Origin of the sequence: Streptosporangium sp. NPDC000563 (genome assembly GCF_040299985.1) — a bacterium.
In the GTDB taxonomy this organism is placed as follows: Bacteria; Actinomycetota; Actinomycetes; order Streptosporangiales; family Streptosporangiaceae; genus Streptosporangium.
This window is the reverse complement of sequence record NZ_JBEPDA010000011.1, coordinates 194,701-216,288: the sequence shown is the minus strand read 5'-3', so window position 1 is coordinate 216,288 and position 21,588 is coordinate 194,701. Positions and strand designations below refer to the sequence as shown.

The 21,588-nt window shown below is 69.0% G+C and carries 19 protein-coding genes; 6 read left to right on the top strand and 13 right to left on the bottom strand.

All coding sequences use genetic code 11. The features are described from left to right. Positions 1-54: 54 nt before the first annotated feature. A complete protein-coding gene (locus ABT352_RS24840) occupies positions 55-291 on the bottom strand; it encodes a DUF397 domain-containing protein (RefSeq protein ID WP_350947303.1) in 237 nt (78 codons plus the stop codon). After that, positions 288-1,145: a helix-turn-helix domain-containing protein gene (locus ABT352_RS24835; protein WP_350947302.1), complete on the bottom strand. Its 858-nt coding sequence runs from the start codon at positions 1,143-1,145 to the stop codon at positions 288-290. Before ABT352_RS24835 ends, ABT352_RS24840 begins: the two co-directional genes overlap by 4 nt. Before the next feature lie 333 nt (positions 1,146-1,478). Between ABT352_RS24835 and ABT352_RS24830 the strand changes: the two genes are divergently transcribed. Beyond that, positions 1,479-2,009, top strand: a complete 531-nt coding sequence (locus ABT352_RS24830) for an ATP-binding protein (protein WP_350947301.1) — start codon at positions 1,479-1,481, stop codon at positions 2,007-2,009. 123 nt (positions 2,010-2,132) lie between these two features. Here the strand turns inward: ABT352_RS24830 and ABT352_RS24825 are convergent, their stop codons facing one another. Further along, the gene (locus tag ABT352_RS24825) at positions 2,133-3,503 is read right to left on the bottom strand and encodes an extracellular catalytic domain type 1 short-chain-length polyhydroxyalkanoate depolymerase (RefSeq protein WP_350947300.1); all 1,371 of its coding nucleotides are present in this window, start codon (positions 3,501-3,503) and stop codon (positions 2,133-2,135) included. A gap of 1,091 nt (positions 3,504-4,594) precedes the next feature. Here ABT352_RS24825 and ABT352_RS24820 point away from each other — a divergent pair. Next, positions 4,595-6,352 carry an RICIN domain-containing protein gene (locus ABT352_RS24820; protein ID WP_350947299.1) on the top strand — a complete coding sequence of 586 codons (1,758 nt, stop codon included), beginning with the start codon at positions 4,595-4,597 and terminating at the stop codon, positions 6,350-6,352. A 362-nt stretch (positions 6,353-6,714) separates the two neighbouring features. After that, positions 6,715-7,476, top strand: coding sequence for a Mut7-C RNAse domain-containing protein (locus ABT352_RS24815; protein WP_350947298.1), 762 nt, complete (start codon positions 6,715-6,717; stop codon positions 7,474-7,476). A gap of 216 nt (positions 7,477-7,692) precedes the next feature. On the opposite strand, the gene ABT352_RS24810 is transcribed toward ABT352_RS24815, so the two are convergent. The 4 genes from ABT352_RS24810 to ABT352_RS24795 form a co-directional block, all read right to left on the bottom strand. After that, complete coding sequence (locus ABT352_RS24810; RefSeq protein WP_350947297.1) at positions 7,693-9,180, bottom strand: family 16 glycosylhydrolase; 1,488 nt, start codon at positions 9,178-9,180, stop codon at positions 7,693-7,695. 267 nt (positions 9,181-9,447) lie between these two features. After that, positions 9,448-10,752 carry an aspartate--tRNA(Asn) ligase gene (gene aspS, locus ABT352_RS24805; RefSeq protein ID WP_350947296.1) on the bottom strand — a complete coding sequence of 435 codons (1,305 nt, stop codon included), beginning with the start codon at positions 10,750-10,752 and terminating at the stop codon, positions 9,448-9,450. 333 nt (positions 10,753-11,085) lie between these two features. After that, positions 11,086-12,243 (bottom strand): acyltransferase family protein, encoded by a 1,158-nt coding sequence (locus tag ABT352_RS24800; protein WP_350947295.1) that lies wholly within the window; start codon positions 12,241-12,243, stop codon positions 11,086-11,088. Then, positions 12,240-12,881: a TetR/AcrR family transcriptional regulator gene (locus ABT352_RS24795; protein WP_350947294.1), complete on the bottom strand. Its 642-nt coding sequence runs from the start codon at positions 12,879-12,881 to the stop codon at positions 12,240-12,242. The genes ABT352_RS24800 and ABT352_RS24795 overlap by 4 nt, the downstream gene beginning before the upstream one ends. Positions 12,882-12,991: 110 nt before the next feature. Here ABT352_RS24795 and ABT352_RS24790 point away from each other — a divergent pair, with 110 nt between their 5' ends. Together ABT352_RS24790 and ABT352_RS24785 are read left to right on the top strand one after the other, a co-directional pair. Further along, entirely contained in the window at positions 12,992-14,644 is a 1,653-nt protein-coding gene (locus ABT352_RS24790) for an MFS transporter (protein ID WP_350947293.1), read from the top strand. Next, the gene (locus tag ABT352_RS24785; RefSeq protein ID WP_350947292.1) at positions 14,645-15,256 is read left to right on the top strand and encodes a TetR/AcrR family transcriptional regulator; all 612 of its coding nucleotides are present in this window, start codon (positions 14,645-14,647) and stop codon (positions 15,254-15,256) included. It abuts the gene before it with no gap. A 42-nt stretch (positions 15,257-15,298) separates the two neighbouring features. Here ABT352_RS24785 and efeB read toward each other — a convergent pair whose 3' ends face one another. The 5 genes from efeB to ABT352_RS24760 form a co-directional block, all read right to left on the bottom strand. Continuing rightward, positions 15,299-16,552, bottom strand: coding sequence for an iron uptake transporter deferrochelatase/peroxidase subunit (efeB, locus tag ABT352_RS24780; RefSeq protein WP_350947291.1), 1,254 nt, complete (start codon positions 16,550-16,552; stop codon positions 15,299-15,301). Between the two features lie 29 nt (positions 16,553-16,581). Beyond that, a complete protein-coding gene (efeO, locus tag ABT352_RS24775; RefSeq protein WP_350947290.1) occupies positions 16,582-17,727 on the bottom strand; it encodes an iron uptake system protein EfeO in 1,146 nt (381 codons plus the stop codon). Positions 17,728-17,748: 21 nt separating this feature from the next. Further along, a complete protein-coding gene (gene efeU / locus ABT352_RS24770) occupies positions 17,749-18,600 on the bottom strand; it encodes an iron uptake transporter permease EfeU (RefSeq protein WP_350947289.1) in 852 nt (283 codons plus the stop codon). 200 nt (positions 18,601-18,800) lie between these two features. Next, the gene (locus ABT352_RS24765) at positions 18,801-19,667 is read right to left on the bottom strand and encodes a sulfotransferase family protein (protein ID WP_350947288.1); all 867 of its coding nucleotides are present in this window, start codon (positions 19,665-19,667) and stop codon (positions 18,801-18,803) included. Between the two features lie 198 nt (positions 19,668-19,865). Next, entirely contained in the window at positions 19,866-20,696 is an 831-nt protein-coding gene (locus tag ABT352_RS24760; RefSeq protein ID WP_350947287.1) for a helix-turn-helix transcriptional regulator, read from the bottom strand. Positions 20,697-20,762: 66 nt separating this feature from the next. Here ABT352_RS24760 and ABT352_RS24755 point away from each other — a divergent pair, with 66 nt between their 5' ends. Beyond that, on the top strand, positions 20,763-21,173 hold the full coding sequence (locus ABT352_RS24755) for a DUF2000 family protein (protein ID WP_350947286.1): 411 nt from the start codon (positions 20,763-20,765) through the stop codon (positions 21,171-21,173). Positions 21,174-21,268: 95 nt separating this feature from the next. Here the strand turns inward: ABT352_RS24755 and ABT352_RS24750 are convergent, their stop codons facing one another. After that, positions 21,269-21,574 (bottom strand): hypothetical protein, encoded by a 306-nt coding sequence (locus ABT352_RS24750; RefSeq protein WP_350947285.1) that lies wholly within the window; start codon positions 21,572-21,574, stop codon positions 21,269-21,271. Between the last annotated feature and the right edge of the window lie 14 nt (positions 21,575-21,588).

Below are 21,588 nucleotides of genomic sequence, written 5' to 3'. Positions count from 1 at the left end.
GAGCATCGGCGCCACCTTCGTCGTTGCCCCTTTCGTCTCGGTATCCGTGCGACCTCAGGGGCGCCGGAGTTCGCCGCGTTCGATACCGCCGACGAAGGCGTCGTACTCGGCGTCGGTGAACAGGTGTGGAGCCCTGTCTGGGTTCTTGGAGTCGCGCAGGGCCACGATGCCCTGATCCAGAAAGGCGACCTGGACGCAGTTGGTGCCTCCGCTGCTGAGACTGCTGGTGTGCCAGCGGGCATTGTGGAGTTGGGTTTCGATCCAGGCGGGGTCGATGGTGTTCTTGTTCATGCGAGGTCCTCGGCGATCGTGGCGAGAAGGGGTAGCGATGCCTTCAGTGACAGGGCATCGGACTTCAACAGGTCGCTGGCGGTGCGGTAGAGCTCGACGGTCTCAGACTCGTTCAGGTGCAGGGAAGCGCGCAAGGACTCGATGCACACGAGGTCACGGCCAGCGGGAAAGGACATCAGCATGAAGGGGCCGTCCATTCCCGCGTGCGCTCCCGCAGAGAACGGCAGGACCTGGATTGTGACGTTGGGGTTGGTACGGGCGAGGTGGATCAGGTGCTCGATCTGGGCACGTGTGCAAGCCCGTCCGCCGACTTCCTGACGCAGCAGCCCTTCAGGGAGCACCGTCCAGATCTTCAGTGGGAGTCGGCGTTCCAGCATGGTGCGCTGATGCTCCAGTCGCAGTGCCACGAAGTGGTCAATATCCTCTGGCGTCTTCCAAACTCTGCTGCCCTCAGTCACCGCACGGGCGTACTCAGCGGTTTGGAGCAGGCCGTGGATGGCGAGGGGGTTGAAGACGAACAGGCCATCGGCGTTCTCCACCTGGGAGAGATAGTCGCCGAGGGGGTCGTCGACCACACCTTCGTAGCGCTGCCACCAGTCGGCTTCGCCAGCCCTGCGCACGAGGTCGCGGAGTTCTTCCCGCAGGGCGGGGTCGGTGATGCCGAAGACCTCGAAGAAGTGCGGAAGCTGCTGGATCTTGAGTCTTTGCAGTCCGTTTTCGATCTTGCTGACCGTTGACAGCGACTGATAGCCCAGGTGGCCTGCCGCTTCCTCCTGGGTCCAGCCGAGAGCTTCGCGGACGCGCCTGAGTTCCGCCCCCAGACGCCGACGTCGCGGGGTGGGTTCGACGGGCATGGACACCTCTTTCCTCGTGGGGAGCGTAGTGCTCGGAACAGCTTGAGGAAACGGCATCCACCAGAGGAAAGACTTTCTTCTAGGAATGACTTGCCTGCGAGGCGTCAGCACTGCATCATCGAGGCGTGACAGCAAACAGTGTTCACACAGTTACAGAAAGATGCGGTCGCCGGCTTTGTCTGTCCGCTTCGTGAAGACGTCCCCTGCGCGCTGTCGGTCCTGGAAACAGCGCCGACCTCAGGCTTTCCCATCGGGGCGAAACCAAGCGAACTCGCCGAGCGTCTGCCGACCTGATCGCAGGACTGCCCCCAGTCCCACCCGTTAGGAGCAACGATGCTCATCGAGCATGTTCCGGACCCCGGCGAGTACGGCAGAGCCCACAACCGCTTCCGAATGGTCGCCTGGTGCCTGCCTCCCGGCAACGCGGCCCGGCGGGCCCGGGAGTTGTTCCGCGACCAGCTGGGCAAACTACTCCCGGCCCCTGACGTGCTCGACGACCTGGAGATCGTCGTCTCCGAACTCGTCACCAACGCCATCCGCTACGCCCCCGCCCCCTACGAACTACGCCTCCTGCACGACCACAACCTGCCCGTCCGCGCCGAGGTCGTCGACGCCGGAGCGGGCACCACCCTCATCGACCACCTCCTGCGCCGCCCACCGGCCGTCCCCGAACACCTCGACGACCTCGAACCCGGCGGCCGGGGCCTGCGCATCGTCACCGAACTCACCCACGGCCGCTGCGGCACCCAATGGACCCGCCTGTGCGGCACCGGCCAACTCGGCACCGCAGTCTGGTTCGACCTCCCCGCCAACCCTCAACCCCCAGACCTCCGGGGCAGCCGGGATCGTCCCCCGATCCCCTGACCCCGGAGCCGGTCCACGCCCACCACTCCCCCGTCCCAGGCGTGGACCACAACGGAGGCCGACGTCCACGGACCCGTTTTCCCCTGGTCCGGGACGTCGGCCTCCCCATCCCTGCAGCGTCGGTCAGATCCGCGTCCACTTCTGGTTGGTGGCGCCGGTGCAGCTCCAGATCTGCACCCTGGTGCCGTTGGCGGTGCCGTACCCGGAGACGTCCAGGCACTTGTTCGCTCCGACCGCGGTGATGGTGCCGTCGGCGTTCAGGCGCCACTTCTGGTTGTTCTGCCCGTTGCAGTCCCAGATGATCACCGTGGAGCCGTCGGCGGTCCCGGCGCCGTTGACGTCCAGGCACTTGCCGCCGTAGACCCGCAACTCACCGGCGGCGGTGGAGGTCCACCGCTGGTTGGACTGCCCGCTGCAATCCCAGATGTGCACCGCGGCACCGTTGGCCTGCGAGGCGCCGACCACGTCCAGACAGCGCCCCGACCCCACACCCCGCAGAGCACCCGTGCCCCCCGAAGGCGACGGCGAAGGGGACGGGGAGGTGGACGGTGAGGGGGACGGCGTGGAAGAGCCGCCGCCGTCGAGGCCGAGGAAGGTGATGGCATAGGCGAGCTGGCCGCTCATCGGCAGCTGGTGGCCGACCCCGCTGATGCTGATCCCCTCCACCGTGGCCTGGGCCGAGGTGACGCCGTACCTGGTCCGGGTCCAGTTCGACTGCGGACGGTCGGTGAACGCCGGAGTCTGGCTCAGCCCGTGCAGGTTCGTCCACTGCTTGATCTCTTCACCGAAGTTGTTGTAGTGCAGCGTCGTGTCCGTGCTGCCGTGCCACAGTTGCATCCGCGGGTATCGCCCGGTGTATCCGGGATACATCGACCGGGCCTGGTCGCCCCACTGCTGCGCCGTCTTGATGAGTTGCCCGCCCGAGCACTGACTGTTCCACAGCGATCCGTTCGTGGTCGCGAAACACCCGGCGGGAACTCCGGAGAACGCCGAACCGGCGGCGAACACGTCCGGATACTGGGCGGCCAGCACGTTGGTCATCATCGCCCCCGAGGAGAACCCGCTGACCACGATCCGTTCCGGGTCCACGTTGTAGCGCTGCCGCGCCCAGGTGACCATCGCCATGACACCGGTGGAGTCGCCGCCGCCGTCGCGCCGCAGCGCGGCGGGGGTGGACACATCAAAGCATTTCTCGCTGCGGGTGACCTCCGGAACCACGATGACGTATCCGTACCTGTCGGCCGCGGTCACGTAGTCGTGCCCGTTGCCGTTAAAGATCGCGCCGGCCGACCCGCCGCAGTAGTGGGTCAGCACCAGCAGCGCGGGCCGTGCCGCGACCCTGTCCGGCACGTAGATGTACATGTTGAGGTTCGTCGGGTTGGTTCCGAAATTCGTCACCCGGGTCAGGGCCGCGGCGGACGCCGACGGTAGACCGACGAGGACTCCGGCGGAGGCCAGGCACAGGACGACGGCTGCCAGCACCGCTCTGATCATGCGTTTCACTCGTTCGCCTTTCGTTTCCGGTCGACCCGCGCCGGTTGAACCCGCTGCTCCTCACCGGGACACCACGAAGGGACGCATGGCGAAGCGAGGTTGTGGATGTCGACGTGGACCGCCATGATGCGGAGGGCCGCGAAGCGCCTCCGCACTGCGCCCGTGTGATCCGGCCGCAGAGGTTCCGGAAGGAGCGCGTCCCGGGGCCTCGCCTCTAATTACGGTCGGAGTCATGAGGCCCGTCAAGACCTTAAGCCTGCTTATTTCACCATTCGCACACCGAGGGTCCGACCACGGTTAGCCGTTCTACCCCTTCAACAGCGGTGATGCCCAGCACCACGGGTATCCGCGCCGACCATCCTCAGATGAACCGTTCATATATGTCGTACTCATCGGGCAGCGTGGGCCCCTGAGGCAACCTCGCGTCGAACCGTGCGGGTTCGAGCGGCCGGGCGCACTTCGCCGTGGAGTGTTCTCCTCCATGGCCGCACCCCGGGCAGGGCCTCCGCGATGAAACTTTCAGTCATCCGAAGATCGACATGGTCCCGGGCCCGGCTCGCACCCCGATTTCCTGCCGCACCGTATGGCGTGATCATTCTACCGACGGCCGTCGGATCGGCTCCTCTCCCGTGCACCCGTCGGCGGGCCGTCATCGCCGGTCCGTGACGACCTGCGTCACCCCGTTGATTCCGGGCCGGATCATCGAACCGATTCGCCTCAACCACCGAATCCGGGGCTGAGCATGACCCGGCCGACGCCCGACAGAGGTCAGCAGCGCCCGAAACCATGCGTTTACTTCTATAACACACGTTGTTGACATCACTGACAGCGAAATCTAGGCTGCGGTCGAATCGATTCGACGTAGGAACATCCCGGTTTTTCGGGCCCCCACCCCCCACGAAGCCATTCCACTCACATGTGCGCGCAGCACTCACGAGTGAGGAGAGCCGAAGATGAACGTTGGCGACATCGTCCGCCGAGCCCGACTGTGGCGTCTCACGCCATCGCTCCCAGCCCATCCGCCCCGCCCTCACGCGTCCGAGACGCCAGAGGCGGACACCACCCCCGGCAGGCGGCACAGAGGCCGCCGCGTGATCGCCGCCTTCCTCGCCGTCGGCGCCCTCGTCGCGGGCCCCGTCGTGACGTCCGCCACGCCGGCCCAGGCCGCGGACCAGTCCATCGCCGTCGACTTCTCCGCCGGCGGTGGCACTCCGACCTATCGTGCCTCCGGCTGGATCTACGGCATGACCGAGAACGCGTCGGGCCCGCCCAACCAGTACTTCACCGACGTGAAGTTCCGGTACATGCGGGCCGGTGGGGCACAGCTCGACAGCCCGGGTGGCTGGGTGTCGGGCAAGTACGACCGACGGTGGAACGCCACCCGTGCCCAGTTGCTGCGCACCCGGTCACTGGGCGGGGAGTTCATCCTGCTCGTCCACGACCTGTGGGGCGCCGACGGCTACCCGATCTCGCGCTTCCCCGGCGACAACGGCAACTGGACGGACTACGACAACTTCCTCACCCGTCTGATCAACGACGTGCAGGCCACCGGCGCCCCGGTGCAGTGGGACCTGTGGAACGAGCCCAACATCACCCTGTTCTGGAACCGTCCGATCTCCCAGTACCTCGAACTGTGGCGCCGCACCTACCAGCGCGTCCGGGCCGCGTTCCCGACGCAGCTCATCGTCGGACCGAGCTGCGCGTGCGTGCCGTCCACCGGCCACGCTTTCTGGAACCAGTACCTCGACTACGTCAAGGCCAACAACGTGGTCCCCGACATCATCAGCTGGCACTCCCTGCCGGGCGACCCGGTCGCCAACGTGGCGGCGGCCGACACCACGTTGAACTCCCGTGGCATCCCGCACCCACGGCCCTACCAGATCAACGAATACGGGGCGTCCAACGAGCAGAACCCCGCCGACGGCGCCTGGTACATCGCGCGCCTGGAGCGGGCCGGCGCCGACGGCCTGCGCGCCAACTGGGCGGGCGGAGGAAACCTGCACAACGACCTCGGCAACCTGCTCGTCCGCAACTCGTCGGGCCAGTACCAGCCGAAGGGCGAATGGTGGGCCTACCGTTTCTACGGCTCGCAGACCGGCCAGATCGTGTCCGTCACCCCCAGCGCCTCGTACGACGCGTTCGCCACCAAGGCGGCGGGGACGGCCAAGATCCTGGTCGGCGGCGGCACCACGACCGGCAACATCGCCGTCAACCTGCGGCGCCTGGACGCCACCAGCGGCATCGTGGAGAACAACCAGGTGAGGGTCGTCGCCGAGCGCATCCCCTACAACGGCGGCGGCGCCGTCACGGCCCCGGTCACCGTCCAGAACTCCGTGGTGACCCTGTCCGGCAACGGCACGACGGTCAACCTGCCGCACACCGCCATCGACGACTCCTACACCGTCACGCTGCTGCCCCCCTCCGACCCGGGCCCCGGTCCCGGCCCCGGCCCCGACCCCGGGTCGACGTCGGTGTTGCGCAACGTCAACGCCGGCCGATGCCTGGACGTCCCGAACGCGACCACCACCAACGGCACCCAGCTCCAGCTGTGGGACTGCGGCAACGGCACCAACCAGCGCTGGACCTCCACCTCCGGTAAGCAGCTGCAGGTGTACGGCAACAAGTGCCTGGACGCCTCCGGCCAGGGCACCGCCAACGGCACCCAGGTGATCATCTGGGACTGCAACGGCGGAACCAACCAGCAGTGGAACATCAACGGCGACGGCACCATCACCGGCGTGCAGTCCGGCAAATGCCTGGAGGCGAGCAACTTCGGGACCGGCAACGGAACCAAGGTGCAGCTGTGGTCCTGCACCGGCACGAGCAGCCAGAAATGGACCAGGAGCTGACCCACCGGCACGTGGAGTGCCTGGACTCCATCCTGACCTGGCCGCGCCTGCCATCGCGGCGGGGACGACGGTGAGAGGCCCGGCGGCGAGATCCTTCTCGCCGCCGGGCCCGCTGTTCACGAATCGCTTCGACGAACCGGGAAGCGCGCATGATCGCGGGCCGCCTCCTCTGAGCAGGGCCGGATATCGAGAAAAGTCTCATCCGGTCTCCCCCTGCGACACGTCTCCAGCGCCTGCGCCTGGGCGCGGCTTCACGAAGGTCATCTCCCGACGGGCGTACGTGAATTCGGTGACGCAAGCGGTCCCGCGAGCCGTCGTTTAATGCGTGTCGGGGCGCCTGGGGCGGATGGCATGCTGAAGGTGTGAGCGAATCCGATCTCCACCTGCGTATCGCCCCCGAGTTGCTGCTGTTCCTGCCCGCGCGTCGGCGGCGCGAGTGGCAGCGGGTGAAGCCGGACGGGACGTCGACTCTGGGCCATGTCGTGGAGTCGATCGGCGTTCCGCTGCCCGAGGTGGGGCCGCTGATCGTCGAAGGCGCGGAGGTCGGCACGTCCTATCAGCCCGTCGCCGGTGACGTGGTCCATGTTCACGCCATGTCCCGCCCTCAGCGGGTGCCGCTCGAACCCGGCCAGGACGCGCCCCGGTTCCTGCTCGACGTCCACCTGGGCACTCTCGCGCGACGGCTCCGGCTGCTGGGCGTGGACGCGACCTATCACAACGACATGGACGATCCCTCCCTCGTCGCCGAGGCGAACAGGGAACGCCGCGTGCTGCTCACCCAGGATCACGGCCTGCTGTGCCGCCGGGCGCTCTGGCTCGGCGCCTACGTACGAGGCACCAAGGCGAACGACCAGCTTCGCGACCTGCTGGAACGGTTCGCGCCGCCGCTGCGGCCGTGGACCCGCTGCACCGCCTGCAACGGGGAGCTGGCCCCCGTCGACAAGAGCGAGATCGACCGCCTGCTGGAGACCGGGACGAGGCGCTCCTACGACGTCTACGGCCGATGCTCGGAGTGCGGGCAGATCTACTGGCGTGGCGCGCACAGCGAGCATCTGGAGGAGATCGTACGGTCGGCCCTGCGCACGACCCGCCAGGAGTCACAGGTCGGCGGGGAGTCGCGCTGAGGCGGGCCGGGTACGGCCTGCCCGGTTGTCGCCGGTCCCGGTCGGCGGGATGTCGCGGCGGAGCATGAGAGCTTTCCGGTCACGCTGCGGGATGTCGCGGCGCGGCATGAGGGCCTTCGGGGTGCCGCGCTGCGGATCTCGCCGATCCGCGCCGGCCCCGAAGGCCCTCACCCCACTACGGCCGCCCCGCACCGGACCGGTGCGGGGACGACACTTCTAGCGCTGCCAGACGCGCACGTAGTCGACCTTGAAGTCGGCCGGGAAGGTGGTCGAGGCGTCCGGGGCGCCCAGCCAGCCGCCGACCTGGAAGTTGATCCGCAGGTGGAACTTGCGCTTGTAGCTCGCGTCGGAGCCGAAGGTCTCCTTCAGCCAGGCGGGCGTGTTGCCCTCCCTGCGCCAGATCTCCTTGCCGTCGATGTACCAGCGGATCACCCCGGGCTCCCACTCGGTGGTGTAGGTGTGGAAGCCGTCGCCCGGGTAACCGCTCGGGAAGGTGTAGCGGAAGTCGCTCTTGGTGGGCGTGTAGTCACGGAAGATCGCGGCGGTCGCGGCCTTGTAGTACTTGGCACCGCCGGGGAGCTCGGTGACGTCGATCTCGCCGTTGCCCCCGTCGTCCGGCCTCATCCAGAAGGCGGGCCACAGGCCCGTGGAGTTGGTCGGCCCGTTCGGCGACTTCGCGCGCACCTCGAAGCGGCCGTAGGCGAACGACGCCTTGCCCTTCGTGTCGAGGTAGGCGGTCGTGTAGTGACGGGTCGTGCCGGCGCACTTCCAGTCTTCCTTGAGTGCCCGCACCGTCAGGTTGCCGTCGCGGACGAACTGGTTCTCCGGCCTGCTGGTGATGCAGGCGCGGTCGTAGTCCACGGAGCTGTCCTTGGGGTTCCACTTCTTGGTGTCGAGCGCGGTGCCGTCGAACTCGTCGGACCAGACGAGCTTCCACCCGGGCGGGTTCGTGGAGGTCGCCGTCGGCGTGGCGGTCGGCTTCACGGTCGGTGTGGCCGTGGCCGTGGCCGTGGGCGTGACGGTCGGTTTCACCGTCGGCGTTGCCGTGGGCTTCGCGGTCGGCGTGGGGGTGGCCGTGCCGCCCGTGGTGTAGGTGACGACCAGGCGCGGCCGGATCGCCGCGTTGGAGTTGTCGGCGGAGGCCCAGTAGGTGCGGGTGTTCCTGGTCGACTGGCGGACGGCGAAGGTCACCGCGCCGTTGCCCGTGACGGCCGAGGAGACGTCCCAGGCGTTGTAACCCTTGGTGACCGCGCTGGAGGAGTCCAGCGCGGAGCCGAGCGTCGGCCTGCTCTCCCAGGTTCCGGCGGCCGAGGCGCCGCCGCTCGCCTTGTGGGCGGTGGTCGTGGTCGCGGCGAAGGCGTTCCAGGAGTACAGCTCCAGGCGGGCCTTCACGTTGCCGGCTCCGGCGGGCAGGCCGGTGACCGTGAAGGCGACGACCGCCTGCCGCTCTCCGGCGGAGTTCCCCTCGCAGGACTGCGGGCAGGTCGCGAGCGTCGTCTTGGCGCTGCCGTTACCGTCCTGGGAAACCTGCGAGTAGGAGGTGTCGGCCGACGGCTTGATCGTGACGCTCTGCGCCGCCGCCGAGGCCACGCCACCTCCCCAGATCGTGACGAAGGCACAGGTCGCGGTGAACGCCGCGACGAGGTGCCTTCTCGGGAGTCGCGAGCCTCTCGGCCGCGAGTTTCCCGAGCGCGAAACTGTCATCTTCTTCCCCCATGGAATGTCATCGGACCGCTGCTGCAAGCGGTCCATGATCATGTGAACGGGATGAAGATAACAGCGAAAATCAGGGTCTGTCGTTTTTTGAAAATTTGGACGGTTCCATTCTGATACTGCCGTTCACCAGCGTCTTTGACGGAAATCTCACCCTGTCGGTCAGCTCTCCTTCGCCGCGCAGGAGTGACGAACCGCCGGTAGGTGCGGGAGGCAGACCGGCCACCCGCACCTCCGCCACGACGGAGAGCGAGTCGTTTACGGGGCGAGCCGGTGCAGGTCCCGGGGGAACAGCGTGACCTGGCGGATGTTCTGCACGTCGAGCAGGCGTGCCATGAACCTCTCCAGCCCGAAGGCGAAGCCACCGTGCGGCGGCATGCCGGAGCGCATCGCGTCGAGATATCCCGAGTACGCCGACAGGTCGCTCTCGCCACGCGCGGTCAGCGTTCGCACGTAGTCGTCGTGGCGGTGCATCCGCTGGCCGCCGCTGACCAGCTCCAGGCCACGGAATATCAGGTCGAACGCGCGTGAGTGGCCGGGGCGCGCCGGGTCCGGATGGGTGTAGAAGGCGCGATGCGCGGTCGGGTAGCCCTCGACGAACACGAAGTCCGAACCGTGCTCGCGCAGAGCCCACTCCCCGATCCAGCGTTCGTGCGCCGGTGCGAGGTCGGGCTCGGCGGTGACGTCCTCGCCGGTCGCCTTGCCGATCATCTCAAGGACGTCGGAGAAGTGCACCACCACGGGGCTCTCCGGCAGTACGGGCATGGTGACGTCGAGAAGGTCGAGCGAGGGACCGGCCGCCGCCCGGATACCGGCCAGCATGCCCGCGACCGTCGCGTGGCACGCGGCGATGACGTCGCGGTGGTCCTCGACGAAGCCCATCTCGGCGTCGAGGGACGTGTACGACGCCAGGTGGCGGGCGGTGTCGCTCGGCTCGGCGCGGAAGACCGGTCCGACCTCGTAGACCCGCTCGAAGACGCCGACCATGATCTGCTTGTAGAGCTGGGGCGACTGCGCCAGGTAGGCCGGGCGGCCGAAGTAGTCGAGTCGGAAGACGTTGGCGCCGCTCTCGGTCGCCGCACCCACGATCTTCGGGGTGTGGATCTCGACGAACGACATGGCTTCGAGCGCCGTACGGAAGCCGCCGACCGCGGCCGCGCCGATGCGGTGGACGGCGGCGAGCTTCGGGTGGCGCAGGGCGACCGGCGCGTGGTCGAGCATCGTCGGCAGGCTCGCGCGCAGGTCGGGCCGATAGAGGTCGAACGGGACCGGTTGCGCGGGGTCGGTCAGTGCCTCGATCACCGGCGAGGTGATCTCGACTCCGCCCGGCGCGGACCGCTCGGCGGTGACCGTGCCGACGACGGAGACCGTCGTCTCCTCCGGCAGGGCCTCCAACTGGGCGCGGACGGTTTCCTCCGACACCACGACCTGGGTCAGGCCCGTGGCGTCGCGCAGGATCAGGAAGGCGACCGACTTCAGGAGTCGGCGGCGGTGAATCCAGCCCGCGACGTGTACGGTCTCACCGACGTGCGCGGACAGCTGGGTGGACAGGATGCGTTGCATGGTGGTGACCTCCTTGAGTTCGCAACGCGTCCCCTGAGAGGCGTGGGCGAGCGGGATCCTCGCGGTACCACCACACCTTCGCCACGCCGCCGGTTGGTGCGGCGCGGCCTCGGCAAACCCGTGACGTGGGCGATTCGGCGGGGCTCTACTGGGCCCGGAGGCCGTTCTTCCCCGCAGCTCGGAAGGGTCTTCGCGCCCCGGCCGGAGTCCGCCTTCGCAGCTGCCGGCGGCTCTCTCCGACTCCGGTGATCGAGGCTCTACTCGTCTTCGTCATCGCTGTTGATCGCCACCTTATCCGGCCTCCCTCGCACCTGCCCAGCTCATTTACCCGGTTCAGAGCACCTTGCGCGCACCGGGCAGGGCGCGGACCAGGTACGCCGTCGCCCAGCAGAGCGGCAGCGCGAAGGCGGTGAGCAACGCGGCCTTCGCGACCGCGGGCGCCTGCACGTCGCGGAGGGCGTACCCCAGGGCGACGAGCACCACCGGATGGATCACGTAGACGGCGTAGGCGTGCGCCGACAGGAACCGGCGGCGGCGTCCCTGGTGACCGAGCCGCTCCCGGAACAGCACCAGCAGGCCGAGGATGACGCCGACGGCGAGCACCGACTCGCAGGTCGCCGCTGTCAGGGACGCCGGGGTGCCGTGGCCCAGGATCCCCTCTCCCGCGAAGATCAGGCAGAGGACGAGCACGACCGCGGCGACGGCCGCGACGGCGAACCCGGCCCGGCCGGCCGTTCTGGACAGGCCCTCCAGCCAGCCGCGCCTGGCCGCGACCAGCCCGACGACGAACAGTGCCACGTACTGCGGCAGGTAGGCGGGTGAGGGCAACCCCAGCACGGAGATCCCCATCGGCACCACGATGCGCCACAGGTAGGTGACGAGGGCCAGCCCGACGGTGAACCCGACGATCGCGACGGCACCGGGCGCTTGGCCCATGGCCGGGGCCGGTTCGGGTGCGCGCCGGTCCTCGCCGGTGAGGTGCCGCCAGAGGACGTAGAGCACGCTGAACACCAGCAGCACCTCGACGAACCACATCGGCCCGGGTGTGAACGAGCTCAGGTAGAACTCCCAGTAGGGCAGCTCACTCCCCCGCTGGACGGCGGCGTCCCTCGCGGCGGTGTACCGGCCGACGGTCACCAGGGGACGGAGCACCAGCAGCCAGAGCAGCAGCGGGACTCCCAGGCGCAGCAGCCGCTCCTTCAGGAATCGCCGGGTCCCCCTGCGGTCGTGGGAGCCCGGCACGAAGAGCCCCGAGACGAGGAAGAAGGCGCCCATGAAGAACGCCTGGTTGAGCACGAGCAGGATGTCCAGCAGCGTTGCCGAGGAGTCGGCCGGAGGTTCGACGTAGTACCAGCGCGGCACGTTGCTGTAGGCGATCACGGAGTGGTGGACCACCACGAGTGCCATCAGGGCGGTGCGCAGGTTGTCGACGTAAAGGAGCCGCGGGCGGGTGCCGGACGGCGTGGCCGGCCGGTTGACGGACTGTGTCATCGATTCGACGTCTCTCCGCGAGGTTCGGCCCGAGCGGCGTGCTCGAACAGGTCCGCCAGTTCTTCGGCGTGCGCTTCCAGGTCGTGGTCGGGGTGGGCCACCCAGTAGGCGAACATGTCGTCGATCGCGGCCTGCACGGTGACGGACATCACGCGGGGGTCGAAGGAGCGAAACTCGCCGCTTTCCTGGCCGCGGCGGAACAGCGCCTCCCGCGCTTCGTAGATCGGCTCGTTGAAGGCGATGCCGTAGCGCGGCCTGCCGTCGGGGGTGCGGAGGTTGTTGAAGATCTCTCCGAGGGCGAGCAGTTGGGCGCGGTGGCCCCGCATGTACTCGGCGACGGCGCGGAAGCTCGCCCGCAGTTCGCCGGCCACCGTGGCCTCCTTGTCCGTCCGCGGCAGGACGAAATCGGCGATCTCGTGGTAGACCCGCTCGACGATCTGCTCCATCACCTCGGTCTTGCCGGCGAAGTGGTACGAGATCACGCCCTTGCTGATCCCGGCGCGCTCGGCGATGCGCGCCAGCGAGGTGTTGGCGTAGCCCAGCTCGGTGAAGGTCTCGATGGCGCTGTCGACGATCTGCTTGCGGCGGGCCTCCTCGATGAACGATTTTTGGCCACCCGACTTATTTTTTGGCCGCATGGTCAAAAAATAGTGCGAACGGCCAGAGGCCGCAACCCGAAGGGCCGCGGAAATTCGGAGACAGGGCACGTCCGGGCAGATAGCCACACCGTGTTGCTATAGTTCGCGACATGTCGTCGCCAAATTCTCGTCAAAGTTGGCTGCCTCTCTTCGTGCTCGCGGTCGGTGTGTCGATGATCGTCATCGATGCGACGATCGTGAACGTCGCCGTTCCGGCGATAATCGACGATCTAGGGCTCACGGTCACCGACGTGGAGTGGGTCAACTCCCTCTACCTGCTGGTGTTCGCGTCCCTGCTCATCCCGCTCGGCCGCATCGGTGACCAGCGCGGCAGGCCGCAGCTGTTCGCCGCCGGCATCGTGGTCTTCCTGGTGGCGAGCCTGCTGGCGGCGATCGCGGGGAGCGGCGCGATGCTGATCGCGGCCAGGGGAGTCCAGGGAGTGGGCGCCGCGATGGCCACGCCCATGACACTCGCGATCATCAACTCCACCTACTTCGGCAGGCAGCGAGTGATCGGATTCGCGATCTGGGGCTCGATCATCGGCGGTATGGCCGCCATCGGACCGCTGGTCGGCGGCTGGCTGGTCACCGACCACGGCTGGCGCGCGGCGTTCTGGATCAACCTGCCCATCGGAGCGCTGGTCCTGCTCGGCGCACTGCGAATCCCCGCCTCCCGTGAGGATCGGGCCACCGGCCACGACCCACTGGGCATCGTGCTGATCGTGCTGGGCATGTTCTCCATCGTCTTCGGCCTCATCGAGGGGCAGAAGTACGGCTGGCTCACTCCCCTGCGGGCCGCCGAACTCTTCGGACTGCGGTTCGAGGAAGTCTCCCCCGTGCCCTTCGCGTTCGGCATCGGCATCCTGGCCACAGCCGTCTTCATCCTGCTGGAGCGGCGACGCAGGCGGGCCGGGCGTCCCGTGCTGATCGACCTGACGCTGTTCACCCTGCCCGGCTTCCGCTACGGCTCGATGACCGCGATGATCGTGGCGCTGGGCGAGTTCGGCGTGATCCTGGTGCTGCCGCTGTTCCTGCAGGCGGCGCTCGGGTACAGCGCGTTCACCGCCGGTCTCGTCATCGCCACCCTCGCCGTGGGCACCTTCCTCGCCGGCGGCGCGGTCCCCGCCCTGACCAGGAAGGTGAGTTCACGGACGGTCGTGCAGATCGGCCTCGCCCTGGAGGTCGTGGGCGCCATCGGCCTCGGCCTCTCCCTGGAGGCCGACATGAGCGTGTGGCGGATCGTGCCCTGGATGGTCGTCTACGGCTTCGGCATCGGCTTCGCCACGGCCCAGCTCACCAGCGTGCTGATGGCCGACGTACCCGCCCGGCAGGCGGGCCAGGCCTCCGGCCTGCAGAGCGCGATCCGCCAGGTCGGTGCGGGGCTGGGGGTCGCCGTCCTGGGCGGCGTGCTGGTCACCGGACTCGGCTCGTCGGTCGAGAAGACCATGGCCTCCTACCCCGAGCAGGTCCGCACGAGCGTGGCGAACGCCGTGCGGGAGAGCGGTGGCGCGGCCATCCCGGGGCTGAGCGATCCTGCCGTCCACGCGGCGGCGGTCGCGGGTGCCACCGAGGCGACCCGCAGGGTGCCGGTCATCACCGGGCTGATCCTGCTGGCCGGGCTCGGCTTCACGTTCCTGCTCCCGCGTACCGCCGCTCCCACCCGGGGCCGTGATGGCGCGGGCGGGGAAGAAGACGGGGAGAATGACCGTGACGGAGCGGGGACGCCCGAGCCGGACGGCGGAGGGCGCCGACAGGAGGTGTAGATGCCAAGGATCAGCGCGGCGACCGTCGCCGACCACCGAGCCAATCAGCACGCCGCCCTGCTGGAGGCGGCACGCGAGATCCTGGCCACGCGGGGTGTGCACGCGCTCACCCCGGCGGCGGTGGGTGCCCGGATCGGCCTGGCCCGATCGAGTGTCTACCGTTATTTCTCCTCCACCGCCGACATCCTCGCCCAGCTCACCGAGGAGGGCTTCCCCCGCTGGGCCGGCCGGCTGCGCGCCACCGTGGCGGCCCCCTCGCCCGGCGGATCGGCCACCCCACTCGACGAGCGGCTTCTGGCGTACGGCAGGGTCGCGCTGGAGTTCGTCGGCAGTACCGACTACGCGCTGGTCCCGGCGGTGCAGACGCTCGGACTGCCGGCCGAGTGCCTGACGCGACTGGAGGAGTTGCACGCGTCGCTCATCGAACCGCTCTGCGAGGTGCTCCGTGAGGCGGGATACGACCACCCCGCCCTGCGGGCCGAACTCGCCTGGGGCGTCCTGCGCGCGGGCACCCGACGCCTCGCCTCGGAGTCCTCCGGCGAGGCCGGCGCGAAGGACACGACCGAGATCGTCGAGATCACCCTCGACATGTTCTGCCGGACCCTGCGCTGACCTTCCACTTCACCGGGTGCGCCCCAGCCCTGGCCCCGGTGGTCAGGCGAACAGGGCGCGGCCCCAGTAGTCGCCCGCGTCGCGCACGCCCGGCGGGCAGGCGAACAGGCCGCTGGAGACGTGCTTGATGTACTCGTTGAGGGAGTCCTTGCCCGCCAGGGAGCGCTGCACGGTGACGAACTGCCGGTGCGGGTCGCGCTGGTAGGCGATGAAGAACAGCCCGGCGTCCAGCCGGCCCAGCCCGTCGGAGCCGTCCACGTAGTTGTATCCGCGGCGCAGGAGGCGAGCACCGCCGTTGTGGGACGGGTGCGCGAGCCGCACGTGCGCGTCGTCGAGGATGAGCGGTTTACCGTCGGTGCCCTTCGCCTCGAAGTCGATCGCGTCGAACTCGTTCTTCCCGCCCAGTGGGGCGCCCTCGCCCTTGTCCCGGCCGAAGATCTGCTCCTGCTCGGCCAGCGGCGCCCGGTCCCAGGTCTCGATCATCATCCGGATCTTGCGGGTCACCAGGTAGCTGCCCCCGGTCATCCAGTCGGCGCCGTCGCCGGGGCCCACCCACAGCTGCTCCTTCAGCAACTGCACGTCCTCCAGCTTGAGATTGGCCGTGCCGTCCTTGAACCCCATCAGGTTGCGCGGCGTCGCCTGCGCGCGCGAGGTCGACGAGGTGCGGCCGAAGCCGAGCTGGGACCAGCGCACCGAGACCCGGCCGAAGCCGATCCGCGCCAGGTTGCGGATGGCGTGCACCGCCACCTGCGGGTCGTGCGCGCACGCCTGCACGCACAGGTCACCGCCGGATATCTCCGGCAGCAACGCGTCACCGGGCAGGTGCGGCAGGTCGGCGAGCGCGGCCGGCCTGCGAGAGGCGAGCCCGAACCTGTCGTCGAACAGCGACCCGCCGAAGCCGACGGTGAGCGTCAGCCCGGAGGCGGGCAGACCGAGCGCCTCGCCGGTGTCGTCGGGCGGCGCCTCGGGCTGGCCGCCGATCGCGCCGAACGTACCCGCCTCCTGGCCCTGCGTCATCCGCGCCGCCGCGGCGGTCCACTCCTGCAGCAGCTCGGCCAGTTCCGCCTTCTTGCCGGTCGTCACGTCGAAGGAGACGAAGTGCAGCCGGTCCTGTGCCGGGGTGACGATGCCCGCCTGGTGCTCACCGTAGAAGGGGACGGCGTCGGAGACGGCGGCGACCGTGGTGGGCGCCGGTTCGCCGCCGATCCCGCGTACCGCGACCACGCCCGCGCCGGCGGCCGCCACACCGGCCGCCCCCATGCCGAACAGTTTCCTGCGGCTGATCCGCTCGCTCACCGAACCCCTCCTCTCATCTGGGACGATCGTTACTTCGCCACCACTGCGGCGATCTTGCTGATCGGTTCGGCGAGCGCGTTGATCGCGTCCGACAGCTTCTTGAGGTCGTCCTTGGACAGCTCGGTGTGCAGCTTCCAGCCGTCGCCCTTGCGGTGCGCGCCGAGCGCCGCCTCGGCCCCGGCGAACTTCTCGTCCAGCGTCTTCACCAGTTCCGGGGCGCGCTCCTCCAGGACGGGGCGGAGCGCCTGGACCGCGGCCTTGGACCCCTGCAGGTTGGCGTCGAAGTCCCACAGGTCGGTGTGCGAGTAGCGGTCCTCCTCACCGGTGATCTTCCCGGAGGCCACCTCGTCGAGCAGGCCCTTGGCACCGTTGGCGAGCAGCACCGGCGACAGCTCGGCGGAGTTGGACTGCTCCACGATGGTCTTGATGTCGGCCATCAGCTTGTCGGCGATCGGGCCGTCCTCGCTGACGTCCTTCTTGACCCACAGGTCCTTCTCGATCCGGTGGAAGCCGGTCCACTCCTCCCCCTCGGCCACGTCGTTCTCCCGGGCGTCGATGGCCGGGTCGAGATCCCCGAAGATCTCCGCGACCGGTTCGATCCGCTCCCAGTAGGTGCGGGAGACCGGGAAGAGCGCCTTGGACTTCTCGATGTCCTCGGCCTTGACCGCGTCGACGAACTCCTGCGTCTTGACCAGCAGAGTGTCGCTCTGCGACTTGATGTAGCGCTTGTAGCTCGCGGTCGCCCCGGCGAGCTGGGCGTCGTCGCTGAGCGGCTTGTGCTCGCCGGTGACCTTGAGCGGGCCGCGGACGCCCTTGCCGACCATGCCCGGCTTGCAGGCGGTCTCGTAGCTGCCGGTCGGCAGCTCGACGATCACCTCGCGGGTGAGGCCCGGCACGATGTTCTCCACCTCGCCCATGACCCGGTCGCCGGGGGCGTACACATAGAACTCGGTCACCTTGGTGCCACCGTTGGTGATCGCGAACGTCGAGGTGCCCGCGGCCACCTCGGTGACCGCGACCTTGCACTCGGTGTCGGTGGCGGCCACCGCGATGGGGCCGCCCTTCTCCGGTGCGGCGGAGGTGCCCGCGCCCGGGGCTGCGGTGGGTTCGGCGGAGCAGGCCGCGAGACCGGCGAGGGCGAGGACACCCGCGGCGACGGCAAGGGAAGTACGCATGATCGTCCTGTTCGGGAAGTCTCAGCCCGCGGGCTGCGGGTCGGTGGAGGGAGTGACGGTCGACGGGGTCGGGCGGTCGCGCCGCGGCCGCAGGAAGAGGATGAGCGTGGGCACCGCGTAGGCGGCCCAGGCCACCGTCTCCAGCACGCTCGGCTGCGGGGTGATGTTGAACATCCCGGACAGCAGGGCGCCGTACCAGGAGTCGGCGGGCAGCGCGGCGCTGATGTCGAAGGCGTAGGTGGACAGGCCCGGCAGGACACCGGCCTCCTGCAGGTCGTGCACGCCGTACTTGAGAATGCCGGCGGCGACCAGGATCAGCAGCAGGCCCGTCCAGGTGAAGAATTTGGACAGGTTGATCCGCATCGCGCTTCGGTAGATGGCCCAGCCCAGCGCGACCGCGGTGAGCAGGCCGAGGCTGATCCCGATCAGCGGAACGGCGGTGGCGGTCGCTCCCTGCACGGAGGCGAAGAACAGCAGCGCGGTCTCCAGGCCCTCACGTGCCACGGCGAGGAAGGCCATCACGACCACCGCGACCGCGCCGACCTCCAGGGCCTCGCTCAGCCTGGCGCGCAGGTCGCCGGAGATCGTCCGGGCGGCACCCCGCATCCAGAAGATCATCCAGGTGACGAACACGGTGGCGAGCAGCGAGGTGACCGCCTCGAACAACTCCTGCTGCCGGTATTCCAGATGGGCGACGGTGAAGGTGAGCAGCGCGCCGAACGCGACCGACAGGACGAGGGCGGCGCCGACCCCGGCCCACACGAGGGGCAGCCGGTCGCGCCGGTCGCTCTTGACGAGGAGCGCGACGAGCACGGAGACGACGAGCGTGGCCTCCAAGCCCTCGCGCAATCCGATGAGGTAGCTGGCGAACACCGTCACTCCATAGATGGGAAGCCTTACCTAAATTAGGGCAGGGCAACCTTACTCTTCGCAAGGAGGTGATTCCCACCGGGGGCCATAAGACATGAATGAGGCGGCGATATCGCGGTATGTGTGCGGTCAAGCACTCATACCGGCTCAGCACGTTCCAGGTGCGGTGGGTGAGCCACCCTCTCCTCCGGAAGGCGGCCCGGTCAGAGATATCCCCACTCGGCGCAGATCTCCCGGAGCTCCTCCGGGACCTCGTCCCGGGCGGGCAGCGGCCGGCCGGGCTGAACCCTGCCGGTTCTGATCTTGTCGCGCCAGTCTCCGATGCCCTTCACGAACTCTCCGTGCTCGTGGTCGCCGTAACGGACCATGCCCGGCTCGTAGTCGATCCCGAGGTGGGCGCAGACTCCGCGCATCTCCTTCTCGGGGGCGGCGACGACTCTCTCGTAGGTCAGGGTGAGCCCGTCGAGCCGCCGTCGCGCCTCGGTGAGGTAGCGCATGTACCGCAGGGTGTGCTGGATCGCCTCCTCCCAGGGGCGTTCCAGCGGATCGGCCTCGTGCCACGACAGGGCGATCGAGGCGGGATGGCGCATCAGGAAGATGTAGCGCGCGTCCGGCCAGCAGGTCGCGAGGCGACGATGGGCGAAGACGTTGCTGGGCGTCTTGTCGACGATGATCTGCTTGCCGCTTCCGGTCAGCTCACGGTGGAGCATGCGATCCCACAGCAGGTGCTCGATGTCGCTGGTGGAGAAGCCGAGCGTCTCCATCGCCTGCCGCAGCGGATCGGTGGTCAGCGTGACCGCCAGCCGCCGCACGTGCAGCTCGTGCGGTGCGTGGATCCGGGAATGGCTGTTGAGCATGACCCGCAGCAGGGTGGAGCCCGACCTCACCGGCGACAGCACGAACACCGGCTCGCGCACCAGCCGGTCGAGCTTGGGATCGGCCGGCGGCCGGGGGACGTCGGCGGGGGGTCGTGGCGCTGGAGGCGGCGGTGCGACCTCCCGCCGCACCCTGCTGACGCTGTAGCCCGTCATCCCTTCAAGAGCCGTGTTGACCCTGGTCTTCCATCCCATGGTCGAGCACCGTAGTGACCCCAGGCATCCGGAAAGTTAACGTGACCTGTGTGTTCACCGTGCCGGGTGGTGCGGTCGGCACCGCACCACCCAGCCGTCCTCAGGTGCGGAACGGACCGGTCACGCGGTAGGCGGTCCCACCTCGCCGGGAGAAGAGGTACCGGCGATTGCCCGCGGGAGTGAAGACCGGACAACGGTTCATCCCCGGCGGTAGACGCCCGGGGTGATGCCGTAGTAGCGGACGAACCAGCGGGTCAGGTGGCTCTGGTCGGCGAAGCCGGTCTCCGCCGCGACGTCCGCGATCGGCAGGCCCCGAGACAGCAGCCCGCGAGCCGCGCGCAGGCGGACCTGCCGCTGGTACTCGCTCGGCGCCATCCCGTACGCCGCACGAAAGGCCCGATAGAGGGTGAACCTGCTGGATCCGGACAGGGCGGCGAGGGAGTCGGCGGTGTGGTCGGTCCGGTAGTCGTCCTGGAGCAGTTCCGCCGCGCGCCTCGCGAGGCCCGCCGTGCCCCGGCCTCCCGCCCGGAACCTCGGGCCCCTCGTGACGGGACCGCTGAGGGCCGCGCGGCGGACCAGGGCGGGGACGACCGCGTCCAGCAGCTCGTCCGCGACCAGGGCCGGGGCTCCGCCGAGGATCGCGGTGTGCAGGCGGCCCAGCCCTCCCGCGAGCGCCGGATCGTGGACGACCGGCTCGGCGAACAGCGGCAGCCCGGCCGCGCGATCCGCGACCCCGGTCAGCGCGGCGGAGACGAGCTCGGGACCGATGTGCACGATCCGGTAGGTGAAACCCAGCTCGTCGGCCGCCCAGCCGTCGTGCGGGTCGTCCGGGTTGAACGCCATCACCATCCCCGGCGTGCTCGTGTGGCCCGCCCCCCGGCAGGTGAACGCCTGCCTGCCGTCGTCGGTGATCCCGAAGGAGTAGGTCTCGTGGCTGTGCCGGTGGTAGGTGTGCCGCTCGAAGTGGGCGTGCATCGCCTCCAGCCCCGGCAGGGGCGAGCGCCAGTAGCGCGACCAGTCACCGGACATGGACCTATTCTCGCGCCGCACGAGCGTTCAAGCCCCGGCGAGGCGGTTGCGGCGATGCTGCCTGGCATGCGTTTCGACACGAAGATCGGCATTGTGGTGCGCGCGGACCTCGCCGTCTGGCAGAAGCTCAACGTCACCGCGTTCCTGGCCAGCGGTGTGGCGGGCGGCGGGCCCGAGGTGATGGGCGAACCGTACGCCGACGGGTCCGGCAACCGTTATCTGGCGATGTTCCGCCAGCCCGTCCTGGTCTACGCCGCGGACGAACCCGGCCTCGCCGCGGCGCACACCCGCGCGCTGGCACGCGGGCTGGAGGTGGCCCTGTACACGGAGGAGCTGTTCAAGACCGACAACGACGAGGACAACCGGGCCGCGGTGCGCGCCGTGCCCTCCGACGGGCTTCGCCTGGTCGGGCTCGCGGTGCACGGGCCGCGCAACGGGGTCGACAAGGTGCTCAAGGGGCTCGCCCTGCACCCCTGAGCCGAGGTGGAGCCCCCGTCCGCACCGCGAACCCTCGCGGTGCGGACGGCACGGCCACGCGGACCCGGCCGGTCCGCCTCCGCACGGCTCCCCGGTCAGGGCTTGTTGATCTGCGCGGGAGGTGTCCCCTCGGGCTTGGGAATGCGGACGGTCTCGGAAGGCCTCTCCCCCTTGTTGCGCGCGGTCAGGGTCGGATAGCAGTCGTAGTAGCAGTAATAGTTGTCGCAGTACCGCAGGAAGCAGATCCAGCCGTCCTCGACCGTGTCCGAGCAGACCGCCGCCGGTGCGACCTGGGGCGACACGGCGTGGGCGGCGGTCATGGGAAGCAGGCCGAACAGGCCGGTGCCGGCCAGAACCGCCCCTGCCAGGCCGATACCGGCACTGCGGATCAAGGTATTCATGACTCTCCCCGGTT